Here is a 17,434-nt window from a genome sequence, read left to right on the forward strand (position 1 = left end):
GCGGCGGCCTTTTTCACCGGCTGCGACAGGTCCGGGCTAAAGGGGCCGATAATGAGGGCGATATTAGGCACATGCAGAAAATCAAAGCCTCGCCCCAGACAGAGCATCCACTCCCGATGTTCAATATCCAGCTGCCGCCGTTGTTGCCGCTGCAAGGCGCTGTGCCGCAAATTACCAAGCAGCAGCGGCAGTAAATCGCGCTGCATCGCCGCTGGCAATAATGGGCAGAGCTGTTGCAATAAGGCCGGTAACTGCGGACTCAGGTCTGGACTGTACTGGCTTAAATCCAGCATCCGGCCAGTACTGCCATGCAATACCAGCGCGTCGCTGTCAGTTTCAAAACCAACCACCAGCGCATAACACTGCTCACTGGCGGCAAAAATGCTCTGTAGCTGATCGCGGATCTGCAGCGCCTGCGCCAGTGCGGCATCACGATCATGTTGAAAGCCGGCACAACCGCGCTCTCTGGCGCCAGCTGAAAAATGGTAGCTAATCAGTACCAGCACCGGCCGGCCTTGCGCCAGCGCCTGATTAATATCATCGCACAGCAAATCGCCCAGATACGGCCAGCCGAGGTTAAAAATGCCACCCAAATTGCGGTAGGGCTGAATAATCCCCAGCGGCGTTTGGGTAGCATGCGGCAGATGGATCCGGCCATCCATGCATTTTAGCGCAATAATTTTAGTCGGATGCTGCGCCAGATAAGCCTCGCGGGCAGCGGTGCCGGCAATAAAGGCCGCACTATGCCGGCTGGCTAACTGCTCCAGCCAGCTTAGCCGGTCTGAAAAGGGTTGTTGATGCAGCTCTGGGGTAGCGTCTGACATAGGGCATCCGTTAAGTTAAGCTGCATTAACCATAACAGAAAAATTGCAGGGCTTGTTGGTGCTTACTGCTGCAACTTTAGTCGAGGTGCTGCGTGTATCGCTACCCGTTTTGGCTAACTGGGCAATAGCCAGATTTTATGGCAGGCTAGTGTTGAATGTTGAGTGTAAGAATAATTGGCTTGGATTTTTTTAAAAGGAAGGCGGTAATGCGTAGTAGTTTGTCATTGTTCGTTGCAGTACTGGGTTTAGCGGCCTGCGGTAAGCCCGCCCCTGAGCCGGAGTTGACGGCACGTTTTACGCCGGAACAGCAGCAGTTACTGCAGCAGGGCAGCCTGCGTGCCCGCAGTTGCGCGGCGTGCCATGGCGCTAATGGTATCTCGCGCCAGGCGTTATACCCCAGTCTGGCTGGCTTACCAGAAGCACAGCTGACTGAGGCATTGCAGCAATATCGCGATGGCAGTCGCAAACATGCGTTAATGAGCCCGCAGGCGCGCGGCCTGACCGATGACGATATTGCGCTGCTCGCCGCTTATTATGCGCTGTTGCCCGGCCCTAGTCAGCCATAAACAGCGCCAGCAGATCCTCGGCATTACCCTGCCACAGCTGGCCCTTACCGCTGCTCAACAGTTGATCGGCCAGTCCCTGCTTGTATTGCTGCAGTTGTTGGACTTTTTCTTCTACCGTATTGCGGGCAATCAGTTTGTACACAAAGACCGCTTTATCCTGGCCGATGCGGTGGGCGCGGTCGGTGGCCTGATTTTCTGCCGCCGGGTTCCACCAGGGATCATAATGGATCACCGTGTCGGCAGCCGTCAGGTTCAGGCCGGTACCACCGGCTTTTAAACTGATTAAAAAGACTTCTGTTTCACCCTGTTGAAAGGCATCAATTTGTTGCTGCCGGTTTTTGGTCTGGCCGGTTAACTTACTGTAACTGATGCCGAGAAATTGCAGCTCTTGCTCAATCAGGTGCAGCATGCTGGCAAACTGGCTGAATAACAGTACCCGCCGGCCTTCTTCAATCATTTCCGGCAGATTCTCCCGCAACCAACTGAGCTTGGCGTTATGCCGCACCAGCTGCGCCTGCTCTATCGGTACCAGGCGGGCATCACAGCAGGCCTGACGCAGTTTCAGCAAGGCGTCCAGAAATTCGATCTGGCTGGCGGCAACGCCTTTACGCAAAAATAGCTCCCGTACCTTGGTTTCCATAATCAAGCGGATACTTTCATACAGGTTGCGCTGATCGGCTTCCAGCTCCAGCAGCTGAACAATTTCGGTTTTCTCGGGCAACTCCGCAGCCACCTGACGTTTGGTGCGGCGCAGCATAAAGGGAGCCACTTTTTGTTTTAATGCCTGTGCCCGCTCGGTATCGGCATGTTTCTCAATCGGTTTGCGATACACCTGGGTAAAGTGGGCTTCGGTGCCAAGCAGCCCCGGCAATACAAAGTCAAACAGTGACTTTAATTCTCCCAGATGGTTTTCCAGCGGCGTGCCCGACAAGGCCAGGCTAAAGTCGCGTTTTAACGCCCGCACGCTCTGTGCGGCCTGACTGCCGGCATTTTTAATATGCTGGGCTTCATCCAGCACCACTACACTAAAGGCGCGCTGCCGGTACAGCGGCAGATCCCGCACCAGCAGCGGATAGCTGGTCACCAGCACATCGAACTCTGCCAGTTGCTCAAACAAAGGCCGGCGTTTGGCACCGTAAATTTGCAGGACCCGCAGCGCTGGGGTAAAACGCGCCGCTTCATTCTGCCAGTTGCCAAGGAGTGAGGTCGGGCAAACAATCAGCGCCGGCTGGGTTAAACGCCCCTGCTGCTTTTCGTGCAACAAGAAACTTAAGGTTTGCAGGGTTTTACCCAAGCCCATATCATCGGCCAGAATGCCGCCCAGGCCAAAGTGGCGTAAAAACACCAGCCAGTTTAAACCCTGCTGCTGATAGCTGCGCAGTGTCGCCTGCAAACCTGTTGGCAGCGGCACCTCACTAATACCCTGAAAATTGTGTAACTGCTCGTTCAGACGCTGCAGGCGGTTGGCATTCAGATACTGAATCTCCGCCGCACCGGGTGGCGGCAGGATCGCGGCTTTATAGTCTGGTAACTCCAGCGTTAGCGGCGATTTCTGTAAGTTCAGCAGCTCAACGATGGTATCAATCAGCGGCTGAATTAATGCCATCGGGATCGCCAGTTTGCCCTGCGGCAGACTCAGCCAGATGGTTTCACCGGCGGTGGGCAGGCCATAATGCCGCAGATACTGACTAATTAACGGTAATAACGGCACCTGCTGACCACTGACATCGACCTGGATCGCCAGCTCAAAACCGCTTTGTTTACCGTCACTGACCTGTAAATAGGGCTTGGCATCCAGAATTTGCAGATTAAAGTCACTGTCCTGCTCTATGCGCCAGCCTTGCTGCCGCAGTTCGGGCAAAGCTTCCAGCAGCGGTTGCCATAGCTCTGGATTATCCGGCCCTTCCCCTATTGAGAAGGCGCTGAGCGTATTCGCCGGTGCCGGCAGTTCACAACTGACCAGCCCCAGTGCCAGTAATTGCTCCAGAGCCGTCACTTCCACGCCACGCTGGCGTAGCACAAAGATACTCTGCGCCGCCGTTACGATCTCAGTTTGCCGCTGCTGTAAATTCAGCGGTAGCCGGTGGGCGCCATAATCAAAGGCCAGAATAGCGACGGGTCTGGCCGGCATTTTCGGTTGCTGCACCCGCATTTGCAGTGCCAGCACCGGTACCGGTGCCACATCCAGCTGACTGGCGGCTGCGCCCTCCGGCAGCGGTAAAGTGACTGCCGGGAATAGCTTTTGCAGCTGGCCCAGCCGCTGGGTTAGCTGTGCCGGCGGGATCAGTGGCATCTTACTCAGCAGTTTTAACTCGCGCCCCGTTAATGCCGTATCCAGCGGGCCCAGTTCATAATGATCGGTATTGATAAAACAGGGCGGTTCGGTAAAGATTGGCTGATTCGCCTCATCTTCTGCGATCTGACACTGCAGCCGTTGTCCACCAGTGCTGGCCTGCCAGCTCAGTTGCAGCGGTCGCGCCTCCTGCCAGCTTAAGGGTTGCCGGGCTTCGCCAAAATAGCAGCGGCCGGTTGCCAGAAACGCCTGTAACAACTCATAACCCCAGCGCCCCTCAAGTAAATGCTGATCCTGTTGATTGTGGGAGCGGAACAATGTCAGTAAGCGGTAATCTTCTTCGGCCAGCCAGCTTGGCGGCTGCGGCGCGACCAGATCGTACTTACCCAAAGGCTGGCCTTTACTGTAGCCGCCTTTTTTCAGCACCTTGACCCGTCGCGGATAGAGCTGCAAACCACTTTGGCCATAACTCAGTAAATACAGGATACTCTCTTCGCTGCTGGCAGCATCAGGTTCACGTACTCTGGCCACTTCAGCAAACCAGTTATCCAGCTGCAACAACGGCATTTGTTTGATCCGCAGTTGCTGCTGCGCATAATCGCGCTTTAAGCGCAGCAACACGGCCAGCACATGCTTACAGCGGCCGCCGACTGGGCAACTGCAGCTATCTTCTAACTGCCACTGCCCTTGTTGTTCACGCAGACTGATTTTTTGCCGGTAAGGCGCAAAGCCGGCGCCCCATACCTGGGCGCTGATTTGACTCAGATCGTCGTTGTATTCCAGTTTCAGCACTTTACCGGCCTGCAAATAAGCACGGGCACGATGGACCGTCGCCGGATCAAACCACTGCAGCAGCTTGGCATCCGACAATGGGAAATTGGTATCAACAGGATCTTGCTCAGACACGTTTTTCTCGGCGTTACACAACAGGCAAAAGACCTATGTTACCGTAAAGGCAGCACAGACCAAAGCCTAAATAATCAGAAATCAGAAAAAGTAGGTCAGTTGCAGCGCAAGATAATCATCACGACGCAGCCAGAACAGCGCATCTTGCGGGTTATTACTCTGAAATAGCCAACCGTTCAGGCTTAACCGCAGGCTGTCAGTCAGGCGCAGGGCCCCCTCCAGCTTGATGCTGCGGCTTTGTCGCTGATCCAGATCCTGCAGCACACCAAATAAAAACTCGGTGCCGGCAATATCATTCAGCGCCAGCCGCCAACCGAAGAACAGATCATTCTGCCCCGGCAGGGTCGCGGCCTTGCCGCGACTATCGTACTGATATTCGGCAATCCAGCCCAGATCCCAGCTTTGCCCAAAGACGCCGACCCGGGTGTATTCAAAACCACCGGTGGCGGCAACATAGTCAAAAGGCCCGCTACGGCGGTAAATCGACTCCAGCTTCCAGAGCCAGTCGCCCTGCACCCAAAGCAGGTCAAGTCCATACTGCTCCATCTGGTAATAGCGCGGCTGCAACTCGGCATTTGCGGTAGGTACTAAAACCGGCTCGCGGTTATTACCACTAAAGAAACTCAGCCCCAGATCCAAACCGGCAAAGCGCTGGCTATAGCGCAGGGCAAAGTCCAGATTATGTTTACCGGAGCTGGATTCATACCAGGCCAGGTCATGATTTACCGGCAGCGGCGGACTAAGCCGGCCCTGTGGTGAAGGGAATAAGCGTTCGCGAAAATACGGCAGTACAAACAGATCCAGGGTGCCGGCATTACCACTGCGCCGCAATTGCAGCATCGGCTGCCCCAGTTTGGCTTCCAACTCAACCCCGGCCGCCAAATCACTTTGATTCAGCACATCCACCAGATGTTGTGATTCGGTAACCCCCCAGAACAGGGTATCGATACCGGCTTTAAATTCCCAGCCAGCACCGATATAGCGCCAGTAAGCCTGCTGTAGATCGACCAGATTGCTATCACTATCAGACTGATGCCAGCGTAAATAAGGCGCCAGGTCTAGTTGATGTCGACGATTGGCAGCCTCATACGACCACAGCGCGCGATAACTTAACAGCTGCTGCGAGCGCTCGGCTGCCGCCAGGCCCCGGCTTGCAAAAAAACGCTGTTCAAAACCCAACTCCTGCTGCAAACGGCTGGTGCCGCTGGCAACTTGTGGTGCCTGAGCGGGTGTTACTGCAGGAGATGGTGCAGGACGGGGTGCTGTTGCCACAGGTTTGGCCGGTTGTGCCGCAGGGCGGATTGGCTGCGGTACTGCCACGGCTGCCTCAGGCCCCAGCGCAGTTGCAACGGCTTCAGGTTTAGCCGGTTGGGCAGTGGCTAAGCGGGTTGGTAATTGTTGCTTCGCCAGTTCGCCGTAATACCATAGATGTGCCTGTTCCGCCGGCGTGGCCAGCATTTGCTCGCGGCTTGGCACCTTTAACCGGGCGCCTTTTAATAAATAATGCAAATTCTGGTCGCGAAAAGCGGCCGGATTATGTTGCCACAACGCATAGATCACCTGTGGCATCGTTACCTGCTGATCGGGCCGCACAGCCTGCCCCAGCCGCCAGAGTGTGGTATTGGCATCGACCGAACGCTCAGTCGTCGCCTCTACTGCAGCACATTGCAGTAAAGACAATACCAACAGCGTTATACGGCCGATGCTACATGCCATGGCGGCTCCTTATCGCGCCCGTTCCAGTGCAGCAACGTCAAAGTCTGCTGCGGTACGGCCAGTTCTAAAGTTGATGCTTTCTAGAATCAGATCAGTGCTTTTACCCGTTTGTTGATTGTGCATCGTCAGTTTATGAGGTCGCCAATATTGATCGAGATATAATCGGTAGTCCTCAACTGTCAGTGTTTTTAGTAAAGCGTCTTTACGATCGAAGTATTCAGCACGTTGCACCCTGTAATGCTCCTGATCAATCCACGCAATAATCTTGCTGTAACCCGAAAAAGTATCTACCGGGATCTGCTCAAGTACAAAGCAAGTAAGCTCACCGCACTTCTCGTCACCTAGATAGCGAAAGCGAAATTTCTCTAATTCAAAGGAGGTCATATCCTCGTACGCAAACTCACTGGCCATAAAGGGCCCGGATTTATTGCGACTGGCAATACGTCTGGTACGTCTTACACTGGGTAAGTACAACCACTGGTCATCTTCAACAGTAGGATGCGAGTGTGTCAGAAAAGCCGAGCCACGAACATCCAAAGGCTCATCAAAAATGGTCAGGCTTTTATCACCATCACCCTCTACCTCCAGCGCCAGAGTTCGCATCCGCCGCACACTTTCCCGCCCTTGTGCTGTACGCAGCACCATCAACATATTGCTCTCTGAGTCTCCCCAACCACGGTCACGGTTTTTCTGCTCAGTAGCAATAGCTAAACCACGCTCCAAATCAGTTTCCTCTGCAGCGGCAGGAATAAAAAGCAGACTTAACCAAAAAACACTAAGCAGTTTCTTCAACATGTGATTTATCCTTATCTTTATCCAGATGAAGCAGGCAAGCAGGTAGAAATAACAAATCGACAATTAATGCGATGAGTATGATCATGGCCGTCAGTAGCCCCATATCAGAATTTAGCCGGAATCCTGAAAAAATGAGTACACCAAAACCACATACTAACACCAGTGTCGTAATACAGAGTGCCCGGCCAACACTGTGGAAGGCATAACTCACTGCACGCTCTGTTGCCAGCCCTTCACTTCTGGCGTGTTTATACTTAGCCAGAAAGTGCACAGTATCATCCACAATAATACCCAAACTCATCCCAGCCACCACAGACAAAGCGAGATTAATCTCACCAATCATTAGTCCCCAGACACCAAAACCAACTATCGCCGGCACCAAATTAGGAATCAGGCTAATCAGACCGAGCTTAAGCGAGCCTAGACTAAAGATCAGAATCACCGAAATCAGGATTAATGCCAGCGGTAGCGTTTTTAGCATTGACGCCATATTGCGCTCACCGATATGAGCGAACATCAAGCCCGCACTAGCGGCTGCTAGCTGATATTGCGGATAATGTTGCTCGATAAATTGATAAGCCCGGCTTTCCAGGTTGGTCAATTCTTTGCTGCCCAGGTTATATAATGTCGCGGTAAGTTTAGTGGCACTCTTGTCAATATTGAGTTGATGATTCAAATCGAGACCAAAGGGTAAAGACATTTCATACATCAATAGGTATTGCGCCGCCTCTTCACGGCTTTCCGGTAACCGATAAAATGCCGGATCATCCTGATGCATATTTTTGTTCAACCGCTTCATAATATCGGTCAGGGTATTAACATGCATCACCTCCGGCTGCTGTAATAACCAGTTACTAAAGGCTGCAACGGCGCTGAGAAATTGTGGTTCATTTACCCCCGAAGGTTGCCCACTATCCAGAGCAAAATCTATCAGAGTGAATCCACTCAAATGCTGCTCCATAAAATCGTTGGCTTGCCGGAATTCTGTTGCCGGCGCAAAGTACTCATTGGGTTCATCATTGATCTGATTTAATGTCAATAATCCCAGACATAGCAACACCAAACCAGAGAAACTCCAGCGCAACAGCTGTTGTCTACCAATAACCCAGGTTGCCAGATGCTGGATTACCGTGTGTTGCCTGGCATCAGTCACTGGCCGCATAGGTAACCATAACAACAAAATGGGCAATAACACTAAACTGTAGAGGCATGCCAGCATAACGCCGATTGCAGTAAGGTTACCCAGATCCCGTAAAATAGGGACTTCAGAAAAATTAAGCGTTAAAAAGCCAATTGCTGTTGTCACACTGGTGATCAGTACCGGCATCAGATTTCGCTGTAAGCTATAACTTACTGCAGCTGACTTTTGATACCCCTTGGCTAATGCGAACTGCATGGAAGCGATAATATGCACAGAATCAGCAACGGCCAATGTCATCAGTATGGTCGGAACATTGACTGTTGCAGTACTCATAAAGATACCCAGCCAACCTGCTATCCCCAGAGTGCTTAACAACGAAGTAATAATCACCACAAAGGTCGCTAGTGACGCCCAAACTGAACGCAGTAACCAACCCAATACCAGTAATATGGCCAGAAACATCAGCGGCACCAACTTCTTCACATCTTGTTCAGCCTCAGATGCAAAGGCATAGTTCATCGCAATAATGCCGGTGTGATAAAAATCAACGTCAGGAAACTCCTGTTGCAGCTGAGCGCTGATGGCCGTTACCGCTTGCCAGACATCTAAGACTTCCTGATGTTGATTCTGCTCCGGTAGCTGCAAGGTGATATTGATCGCGGCGACAGCGCCATCAGCTGCAATCAATCGGTTACGCAGCAAAGGTTCGTTCAGGGCAACAGCCTGAATTCGCGCGATTTCGACGGCGGTCAGGGGTTGCTCTGCCGGCACTAGGTCGGCTACCAATAAATCATCGGCGACGGCTTCAGTATGCTGATAGTTAGTGATTGAATCCACACGGGTTGAGTAGGGAGTTTGCCAGGCGGCTTCGGTATAGCGTCGGATTAACTCTAATCTTTCTGGCGTAAAAATTTTCCGATCTCGGGGCGCTATCCCGATCAGCATATTGTCACTTTTGTTGAATTCGTACTGCATTTGCTCGAAAGCCAGTAACTGTGGGTTATCCTCCGAAAAAAAAATACGATAGTCACCACGGAAATACAGCTTTCCTAAACCAGCACTTAGCACCATCACCAACAACAGGCAAAACGCCAACACTATTGTGGGATAACGAATAAACTTGTCAGTCCATGCCGGCGCCATGAAAGATCCTCATAAGTAAACAGAGTTAAAAGTGTACACCCTGCAAACCAGAGATACAGAATTCCCCCGAAAAAATTAAATTTATCTATGCTATGCCTTTACCCTGACGAAAAATTTGCTATTAATTTACCCATATAAAACAATTCTATCAAATTTATGTCACTAGCCATCATCTACAGTCGGGCTCGATATGGCCTGGCCGCCCCCTTGGTCACTGTTGAGGTGCATTTAAGTAATGGCTTACCGGCTTTCCAACTAGTGGGGTTGCCAGAGACGTCGGTGAAAGAAGCACGGGACCGGGTACGCAGTGCCTTACTGAATAGCGGATTCCAATTCCCGGACCGGCGCATTACTGTTAATTTAGCCCCTGCCGACTTACCGAAAGAAGGTGGCCGTTTTGATCTGGCGATTGCCCTGGGGATTATTGTCGCCTCTGGCCAGCTACCGGAAAAATGCACTGATCCCTTTGAATTTTGCGGCGAACTGGCGCTATCTGGCGAAATCCGGCCGATTCTAGGCGAAATCCCGCTGGCGATTGCTTGCCGCGATGCCGGACGCGCCGCCATTTTACCGATGACTAATGCCCAACAAGCGCAGCTGATCCCTGACGCGGCCGTGCATGGCGCCACCCATTTACTGCAAGTACACAGTTTCTTACTGGAACAGCAAGCCCTGCCCGCCATTCCACCTCTGCCTGACAAACCACCAGGCAACCCGCTGGATCTGGCGGATGTAAAAGGCCAGCCGCAAGCCAAGCGGGTGCTGGAACTGGCCGCTGCCGGTGAACATAATTTGTTGTTATTCGGCCCACCTGGTACTGGCAAATCGATGCTGGCACAACGCTTACCGGGGATCTTACCGCCGTTAACAGAAAGCGAAGCACTGGCAACCGCCGCTATTTACTCGATTGCCGGTATCGCCAGGGATCAGCAAGATTGGCAACAACGCCCATTCCGCTCGCCACATCATACTGCTTCTGCGGTCGCGCTGGTTGGCGGCGGCTCAGTACCCAGGCCGGGTGAAATTTCACTGGCGCATCACGGGGTGCTATTTTTAGACGAGGTTACTGAGTTTCCGCGTAAAGTATTGGATGTATTACGGGAACCCCTGGAAACCGGGACGATTCACGTTTCCCGGGCCGCAAGGCAGGCCGAGTTTCCGGCACAATTTCAGCTTGTGGCTGCGTTAAACCCCAGCCCCACCGGCCATCATGAGGACGGCCGCGCCAATCATGGTGAAATTCTGCGTTACCTGAACCGCTTGTCCGGGCCTTTTCTGGAACGGATTGAATTACAAATCGAAGTGCCGTTGTTGCCGGCGGGTAGCCTGAGCAGTCAGCAAGCGGAAGAAAGCAGCCAGCAGGTGCAGCAACGGGTGCTGGCCGCAAGGCAATTGCAATTAGCGCGTCAGGGCAAAGCCAATGCCCGTTTACTGGGGCGGGAGCTGAATCGCTACTGCCCACTGAGTAGCAGCGATGCGACGTTTTTAGAAAACACCCTACAGAAATTTAAATTATCAGCGCGGACCTATCACAAGCTACTAAAAGTCAGCCGTACTATTGCCGATCTGCAGCAGAGCCCGCAAATTGAGCGCCCCCACTTGCTGGAAGCGCTCAGTTACCGGGCCTTAGATCGGTTAATTCAATATCTGCGGCAATAGACCACTCAGTACTTACTGAATACCCTGCTGTAATTTCCATTTCAGGGTCTGACCACCGAAAAATGGCACTATCGGATGACCGTTTGGCAGAATAATTTCCGCCGGCACCTGCCATTCCTGTTGTACCAGCGTAATGGTGCCGCTGTTGCGCGGTAAACCATAGAAATCAGCACCATAGTGGCTGGCAAAGGCTTCCAGCTTATCGAGGCAGCCCAGCTCATCAAACACCTGCGCATATAACTCGATAGCACTGTGCGCGCTGTAGCAGCCGGCACAGCCGCAGGCCGATTCTTTGCGGTGTTTTTCATGCGGCGCCGAGTCGGTGCCGAGGAAAAACTTGGCTGAACCGCTGGCCACCGCGGCACGCAGTGCTTCCTGATGAGTGCGGCGTTTTAATACCGGCAAGCAGTAGTTATGCGGCCGGATACCACCGACTAACATATCATTACGGTTCAACAGTAAATGCTGTGGTGTAATGGTCGCCGCCACATTAGCTGAGGCTTCGGCGACAAAGCTGGCGGCGTCAGCAGTAGTAATATGCTCAAACACCACCTTTAGTGACGGCAAGCGGGCAACGATATGCTGCAAATAGCGATCAATAAATACTTTCTCACGGTCAAAAATATCAATCTCGTGATCGGTCACTTCGCCATGGATCAGCAGCAACATACCCGCTTCGGCCATTGCCTCAAACACCGGGTATAAGGCATCCAGTGCCGCGACACCTGAGCTGGAGTTTGTCGTGGCACCGGCCGGATATAACTTAGCCGCCACGACCCCTGCCGCTTTGGCTTGCTGAATATCAGCTTTGCTGGTTTTATCGGTTAAATATAAGGTGACCAGCGGCTGAAAGCGGCTACCGGCCGGCCGTGCTGCCAGAATACGATCGCGGTAGGCAACTGCCATCTCGGCGGTGGTAACCGGCGGTACTAAATTAGGCATCACGATAGCCCGCTGAAACACCCGCGCCGTGGCCGGTACGGTTTCCAGTAACATATCGCCATCACGAAAATGCAGGTGCCAATCATCAGGGGTTTGCAGCGTTAAAGTCGTCATCGGTAAGCTCCGGCCGGCTGGAAAAGTTGCGCTATGATAGCAGGGATAGCCCGCTGACGAAATTACTGCTCAGGCTTTTTCAGTCGCCACCAGCTCTGCTACACTTGCTGCCATGGCAGCGATTCTGCTGCTACACCAACCAGGAAACCTTGCCATGTCAGACTTTGACCTCGACTTAGACCATTTAGATTTTGACGCCGCCGAAGATTCCGTCGCTGCCCAGCTGGCTGCTGCCAACAGCGCTGCCGCCGAACCGCAGTTTGGTGATGACGATGATGAGTGTAGCGGCGGCGCCTGCAAGATTTAGTAATCGTCTAGTGACCGAGGGCTTTAGCCCAGATCACTGAACCTAAAATACACAAAGTACCGGCCAGCATCAGCAACGAGAACGGCAATGCCGTGCCGGTATAAAGTAAGCCCAACAACGGACCGGCCAGGGCACCACTGCCAAAGCGTAAGGTACCAATTACCGCCGTCGCGGTGCCGCTGTGTTGTGGAAACTGCATCAGGATCAGCGCATCGGCATTAGTCGCCATCAGTCCCAGGCTAGCCATTAATGGCGCAATACTCAGCACCGTAAACCATAATCCCAGCTCTGCGGCATTGACTGCGGTCAGGGTAGTTGCCGCCAATAAAGCCAGCACCAAGCCAATAGTCAGCATCCGCATTGGACCAAACCGGGTCACTAAACGGCTGTTAACAAAGTTTGCCAGCATCAAAGCAGAGACGTTTAAACCAAATAGCAGCGCAAATAGCTGCTCGCTAACGCCGAAATAGCTGATATAGACAAAGGATACGGCCGTGAGAAAGGTAAAAAAGCTAAAGGACGCAAACATCGAAATGGCGATAAAGGGCCAGGCTGAGCGATTAGCAAACACCTGCTGATAGCCACTGAAAAATGCCGGCCGGGCGCTATTGCCACTTTGTTGTTTAATCTCTGGTAAAAAGTGCCAGCACAATAGCAGCATAATGGCGGCATACAACGCCAGCAACGAAAAGATATGCTGCCAATGGGTGATATACATCACACCGCTACCAATCGCCGGTGCAATCAGCGGCGCCAGCATCATAATCATCGACACATAGGACATGCCCTTAGCAGTATGCTGTTGGTAAAGATGCCGCACTATACCGGGGATCACCACTGTCGCTGCCGCACCACAAAATGCCTGTAACGCACGCCAAAGCAGAAAACCTTCGATACTCGTGACCAGACTCAGCGCTACACTGGCGACCAGAAAGCCGGTTAAACCAAACAGCGCCAGTGGACGGCGCCCGAGCATATCGGCCAAGGGCCCAAATAGCAGCATCCCCAGCGCATAGGCCGCCAAATAGATACTCAGCGACTGTTGTACCAGAGCATTAGTCGTCTGTAGTTCTTTTGCCATTAACGGCAGCGCTGGCAGGTACATATCAATCGCCAGCGGCGTGATTGCGATCACTGCGGCCAGCAACATCACAATCCGCAGCGGTGGTAAAGCTGTAGTCATCAGAACCCGTACCATAAAAAGTGCCATCATAGCGAATAGCCGCTCAGCACGACAATTTTTACGGCATTTCTCGTGGCTTTTGCGTTAAGAGCATAGCCAAAATGTCAGAACTGCGGTAAAACCTTGTCTGAATCTTCAGTTGCCCGTTGTGGAATAGCACCATGAAAAAAAATAAAATTATTACTACTGACGAAATTTTACTGACGCTCTGTCGCTCGGTTGAGCGGGTGCTGGCTGCAGCCGGTAACCCCGGTGTTAATCATTCCCCGATGGTACAGAAAATTCAAAAAACCTGTTTACGCCCGGACCTTGGCTGCTTTGTGTTGTTTGACGGCGGTTTTTCCGGCCTGGTGGTAATTAACTTTACCGCTCAGGCGGCGATGGAAATTTACCGCCGCTATCTGCTTAGCATGGGTATGCCCGAGTCAGAGCTGGCATCCTTCCATACCTCGGATGAAGTGGGTAACGTGATGGGTGAGCTGATGAACCAGATTGTTGGCGATTTTACTGGTCAGGTACGTTTAGAGCTACAAACCTCGATCAATCAGAGCCAACCAAAAATGATGGCAATTAACAAGCAGGTACAGATCCTAATCAACACTCAGCTGGATCAACCGCAGGCACGGCGGGTTACCTTTAGTACGCCGGACCATAATATCTTCTATATGGAACTGGCGATGGATAAAACCGAGTTTATTCAGCTCGGTGAATTTGAAAAGGGCGTGCAAACAAGTCCGGATGATATCCTGCAGCAGGCGCAGCAAGAGCAAGCGCAGGAGCAGTCAAATGCCGCCGCTCAGCAAGCCGATGATGATTTTTTGCGTGATCTCGGGCTGTAAAGCAAACATAGAATAGCCTAGCTACCAAGCTAAGCCCTGAAAACTAGCAAGTCTTGACAGTAATTTTGGCTAAACAGCAGGAAAAGATGAAGGATAAAGCGACCTCTTTTGATATTGCCTATCTGGCTGGCGTGTCGCAGTCGACCGTGTCACGGGCGCTACGCGACAGTCCACAGGTAAACAAAGAAACCCGCGAGAAAGTGCAAGCGATTGCTCGTCAGCTGAATTATAAGGTGGATAAAAACGCCAGTAATCTGCGCAAGCAGCGCAGCAGTACCCTGGCGTTACTGCTGTTTGAAGATCCCACTACCGATGAGTCGCTAATCAATCCGTTCTTTTTATCGATGCTTGGCAGCATTACCCGCGCCTGCGCCCGTAACGGCCAGGATCTGCTGGTGTCGTTTCAGCAACTCAGTGACGACTGGCATGCCGACTATGAAGACAGTAAGAAAGCCGATGGCATTATCCTGCTCGGCTATGGCGACTATGTCGACTACGAAGAAAAGCTGGCCAAATTACTGGCGCAGCAAACCCACTTTGTCTGCTGGGGTGCCGAAGTATTAGGCCATCCGGAATTTACCATTCGTAGCAATAACTGGCAGGGTGGTTATCTGGCCGGCGAGCATTTACTCAATACTGGCCACCGCCATTTTGCTTTTATCGGTAACGCCTCAGAGGGCAGCCCGGAATTCAGTGCCCGCTATCAGGGCTTTATTGATGCGCTGGCCAAAGCCGGCATTACACCACAACAGGTTCCACACTTTGATGCGATATCGACCGAAAGTGCCGGCGACCAGGCCACCGCTGCCTTGCTGGACAGTGGTGTCAGTATCGATGCCATTTTCTGTGCCAGTGACTTGATTGCAATTGGCGTAATGCGCTGCCTGAAACGTCGTGGCATTAACGTGCCAGAGCAGATCGCTGTGATGGGCTTTGATGATATCCCCGCCGCCTCTTTTGCCTCACCGGGCTTAAGTACCATTCAGCAGGATACCAGCAAAGCCGGTGAGCTATTAGTGAATAACCTGCTGAAACTGATCAACAACCAGCCCATTACAGACAACCTGATTGAGCCTAAGCTGGTGGTGCGGCAGTCCTGTGGCGCTGCCGGCAATAGTGCTAACTAGCCCATTAACTGGCCGGTAATACCGCAGCCTCTGGCACAGTTTGCACTGTCTGACGGCCAGCAAGCTGCTCCAGCGCCTCGCGCAAGGTCGGGTAAAACGTCAGCCGCCCCGGCTCTGGCTTAACGCCGGCCTTAGCCAGGGTTTTTAACGGCTGGAACTGCAAATCAGCAATCAATAATTCCACCTCTTGTTTACGGCAGTGATCTAACAACTTATCCAAGGCTGCCAGACCACCAGCATCTAATAGTGGCACCCCGTCCATATAGAGTACAAGCCCTCGCTGTTGCTGGCTGAGCAGCGCTACTTCGGCAAAAATCCGATCGGCAGCGGCAAAGAACAGCGGGCCGCTGATTTTTAATACCTTCCAACCTGCGGGTAGTACCTGTTCAACTTGCTTGCGGTTGCCACTGATATCGGTGACCTTAGTCATAGCAGCAATATCTTTCATAAACAGCATGGTCGCCAGCAAAATACCGGCGGTAATGGCGATCACCATATCAAATACTACGGTCAGCAGCAGGCATACCAGAAATACCAGTACGTCACCGCGCGGTGCCGTTTTTAGCAGATGCCAAGCTTTCGGGGCCTCACTCATACCCCAGGCCACCATGACCAACAGCGCGGCTAAAGCTGCCATTGGTATATAGGCCAATATCGGGGTTAGTAGTAATAATGCTAATAGCACCACCATAGCATGTACCATAGCGGCGACGGGTGACTGAGCACCGGCTTTTAAGTTCGCCGAAGAACGCGCCAGCGCCGCGGTGGCTGTGATCCCACCAAAGAACGGCGTAATAATATTACCGATGCCCTGCCCCAATAATTCGCTATTGGCACTATGGCGCCGACCACTGGCATTATCCAGCACTACCGCACAGAGTAGCGATTCAATGGCTCCCAACATAGCAATGGCAAAGGCGGCCGCCAATAAATCCTTCGCCAGCTGCCAGCTAAAACTCAGTGGCTCACCTGCGGGGCCGGGGCGGTTCCAGGGCCAGTCAAAATAGGGCAAGTATGGCGGCACCCCGGCAGCCAGGCTGCCATCAGCAGCGGTATAACTAAAACGCGAGGCCACCGTCGGTAAATCAATACCAAATTGCAGTAATAGCAACCCCAGTAAGGTACCGACCAAGAGCGCTGGCAGATGCGGCGGAATAGCAGTATTTAAACGACGCCAGCCAATCATTACCGTCAGTGTGACAGCAGCGACCAACAGACTTGGCCAGGCAAAGTGTGGTAATTGCTGGCCAAGTAACCAGATTTTATCGCCAAAATGCTCAGGTAACGCCGCCAATGGCAAACCAAAGAAGTCTTTGATTTGCAAAATAACGATCACAATCGCAATACCTGAGGTAAAGCCGAGGGTTACTGACTCCGGGATATATTCAATTAAGCGGCCCAACCGAAACAGCGCCATCGCCACCAGCATCACCCCGGCCAGCACTGAGGCGAGCAGTAAACCACTTAAACCGTACTTTAACGCTATCGGATACAGGATCACGACAAAGGCCGCGGTCGGCCCGGAGATACTAAAACGCGAGCCGCCGGTTAGCGCAATCACAAAGCCGGCGATAATGGCCGTATAAAGCCCATACTGCGGCGGTACACCGGATGCAATCGCCAGCGCCATCGCCAGTGGAATTGCAATAATACCGACCGTAATACCGGCCAGTAAGTCTTTGACCAGCTTGTGCCGGTTATAACCCTCGGCCAGACTCTCACGCAAAGCATGGCAAATCCGTAACGAAAATAAATGGGCGCGATGCGACATCCGGCATTCCCTTAGCTAAGGATAATATAGTAAGTGTAGCGCGGACTTAGGCTGGGGACTATCGGCTTTTAGTCTGAATAGGTTATTAGATGAGCTGATCGAAAGCAC

The 17,434-nt window shown here is 52.5% G+C and carries 13 protein-coding genes; 5 read left to right on the forward strand and 8 right to left on the reverse strand.

All coding sequences use genetic code 11. The features are described from left to right. A partial coding sequence (locus tag AJE_RS07770; RefSeq protein ID WP_008950382.1) for a carboxysome shell carbonic anhydrase domain-containg protein occupies positions 1-824 on the reverse strand: 824 nt, incomplete at its 3' end. Positions 825-1,030: 206 nt separating this feature from the next. Between AJE_RS07770 and AJE_RS07775 the strand changes: the two genes are divergently transcribed. Next, positions 1,031-1,390 (forward strand): c-type cytochrome, encoded by a 360-nt coding sequence (locus AJE_RS07775; RefSeq protein ID WP_008950383.1) that lies wholly within the window; start codon positions 1,031-1,033, stop codon positions 1,388-1,390. On the opposite strand, the gene AJE_RS07780 is transcribed toward AJE_RS07775, so the two are convergent. From AJE_RS07780 to AJE_RS07795, 4 genes are all read right to left on the reverse strand, one after another. After that, entirely contained in the window at positions 1,377-4,589 is a 3,213-nt protein-coding gene (locus AJE_RS07780) for a DEAD/DEAH box helicase (protein ID WP_039928289.1), read from the reverse strand. The two genes, AJE_RS07775 and AJE_RS07780, sit on opposite strands and share 14 nt — an antisense overlap. Before the next feature lie 81 nt (positions 4,590-4,670). Next, on the reverse strand, positions 4,671-6,305 hold the full coding sequence (locus tag AJE_RS07785; protein WP_008950385.1) for a FimV/HubP family polar landmark protein: 1,635 nt from the start codon (positions 6,303-6,305) through the stop codon (positions 4,671-4,673). A gap of 9 nt (positions 6,306-6,314) precedes the next feature. Further along, on the reverse strand, positions 6,315-7,100 hold the full coding sequence (locus tag AJE_RS07790; protein WP_008950386.1) for an outer membrane lipoprotein-sorting protein: 786 nt from the start codon (positions 7,098-7,100) through the stop codon (positions 6,315-6,317). Continuing rightward, positions 7,081-9,384, reverse strand: a complete 2,304-nt coding sequence (locus AJE_RS07795; protein WP_008950387.1) for an efflux RND transporter permease subunit — start codon at positions 9,382-9,384, stop codon at positions 7,081-7,083. Before AJE_RS07795 ends, AJE_RS07790 begins: the two co-directional genes overlap by 20 nt. A 156-nt stretch (positions 9,385-9,540) precedes the next feature. Between AJE_RS07795 and AJE_RS07800 the strand changes: the two genes are divergently transcribed. After that, positions 9,541-11,043: a YifB family Mg chelatase-like AAA ATPase gene (locus AJE_RS07800; protein WP_039928291.1), complete on the forward strand. Its 1,503-nt coding sequence runs from the start codon at positions 9,541-9,543 to the stop codon at positions 11,041-11,043. A gap of 12 nt (positions 11,044-11,055) precedes the next feature. On the opposite strand, the gene pyrC is transcribed toward AJE_RS07800, so the two are convergent. After that, complete coding sequence (gene pyrC / locus AJE_RS07805; protein WP_008950389.1) at positions 11,056-12,099, reverse strand: dihydroorotase; 1,044 nt, start codon at positions 12,097-12,099, stop codon at positions 11,056-11,058. Between the two features lie 154 nt (positions 12,100-12,253). Between pyrC and AJE_RS18620 the strand changes: the two genes are divergently transcribed. Continuing rightward, the gene (locus AJE_RS18620) at positions 12,254-12,406 is read left to right on the forward strand and encodes a hypothetical protein (RefSeq protein WP_169313479.1); all 153 of its coding nucleotides are present in this window, start codon (positions 12,254-12,256) and stop codon (positions 12,404-12,406) included. A gap of 7 nt (positions 12,407-12,413) precedes the next feature. Here the strand turns inward: AJE_RS18620 and AJE_RS07810 are convergent, their stop codons facing one another. Next, positions 12,414-13,619 (reverse strand): multidrug effflux MFS transporter, encoded by a 1,206-nt coding sequence (locus AJE_RS07810; RefSeq protein ID WP_008950390.1) that lies wholly within the window; start codon positions 13,617-13,619, stop codon positions 12,414-12,416. A 131-nt stretch (positions 13,620-13,750) separates the two neighbouring features. Here AJE_RS07810 and AJE_RS07815 point away from each other — a divergent pair, with 131 nt between their 5' ends. Continuing rightward, positions 13,751-14,428, forward strand: a complete 678-nt coding sequence (locus AJE_RS07815) for a DUF3334 family protein (protein WP_008950391.1) — start codon at positions 13,751-13,753, stop codon at positions 14,426-14,428. Between the two features lie 86 nt (positions 14,429-14,514). Further along, positions 14,515-15,555, forward strand: a complete 1,041-nt coding sequence (locus tag AJE_RS07820; protein ID WP_008950392.1) for a LacI family DNA-binding transcriptional regulator — start codon at positions 14,515-14,517, stop codon at positions 15,553-15,555. A 4-nt stretch (positions 15,556-15,559) separates the two neighbouring features. Here the strand turns inward: AJE_RS07820 and dauA are convergent, their stop codons facing one another. Continuing rightward, on the reverse strand, positions 15,560-17,326 hold the full coding sequence (dauA, locus tag AJE_RS07825) for a C4-dicarboxylic acid transporter DauA (RefSeq protein WP_008950393.1): 1,767 nt from the start codon (positions 17,324-17,326) through the stop codon (positions 15,560-15,562). Positions 17,327-17,434: the final 108 nt, after the last annotated feature.

It is taken from the genome of Alishewanella jeotgali KCTC 22429 (assembly GCF_000245735.1).
GTDB classification, from domain to species: domain Bacteria; phylum Pseudomonadota; class Gammaproteobacteria; order Enterobacterales; family Alteromonadaceae; genus Alishewanella; species Alishewanella jeotgali.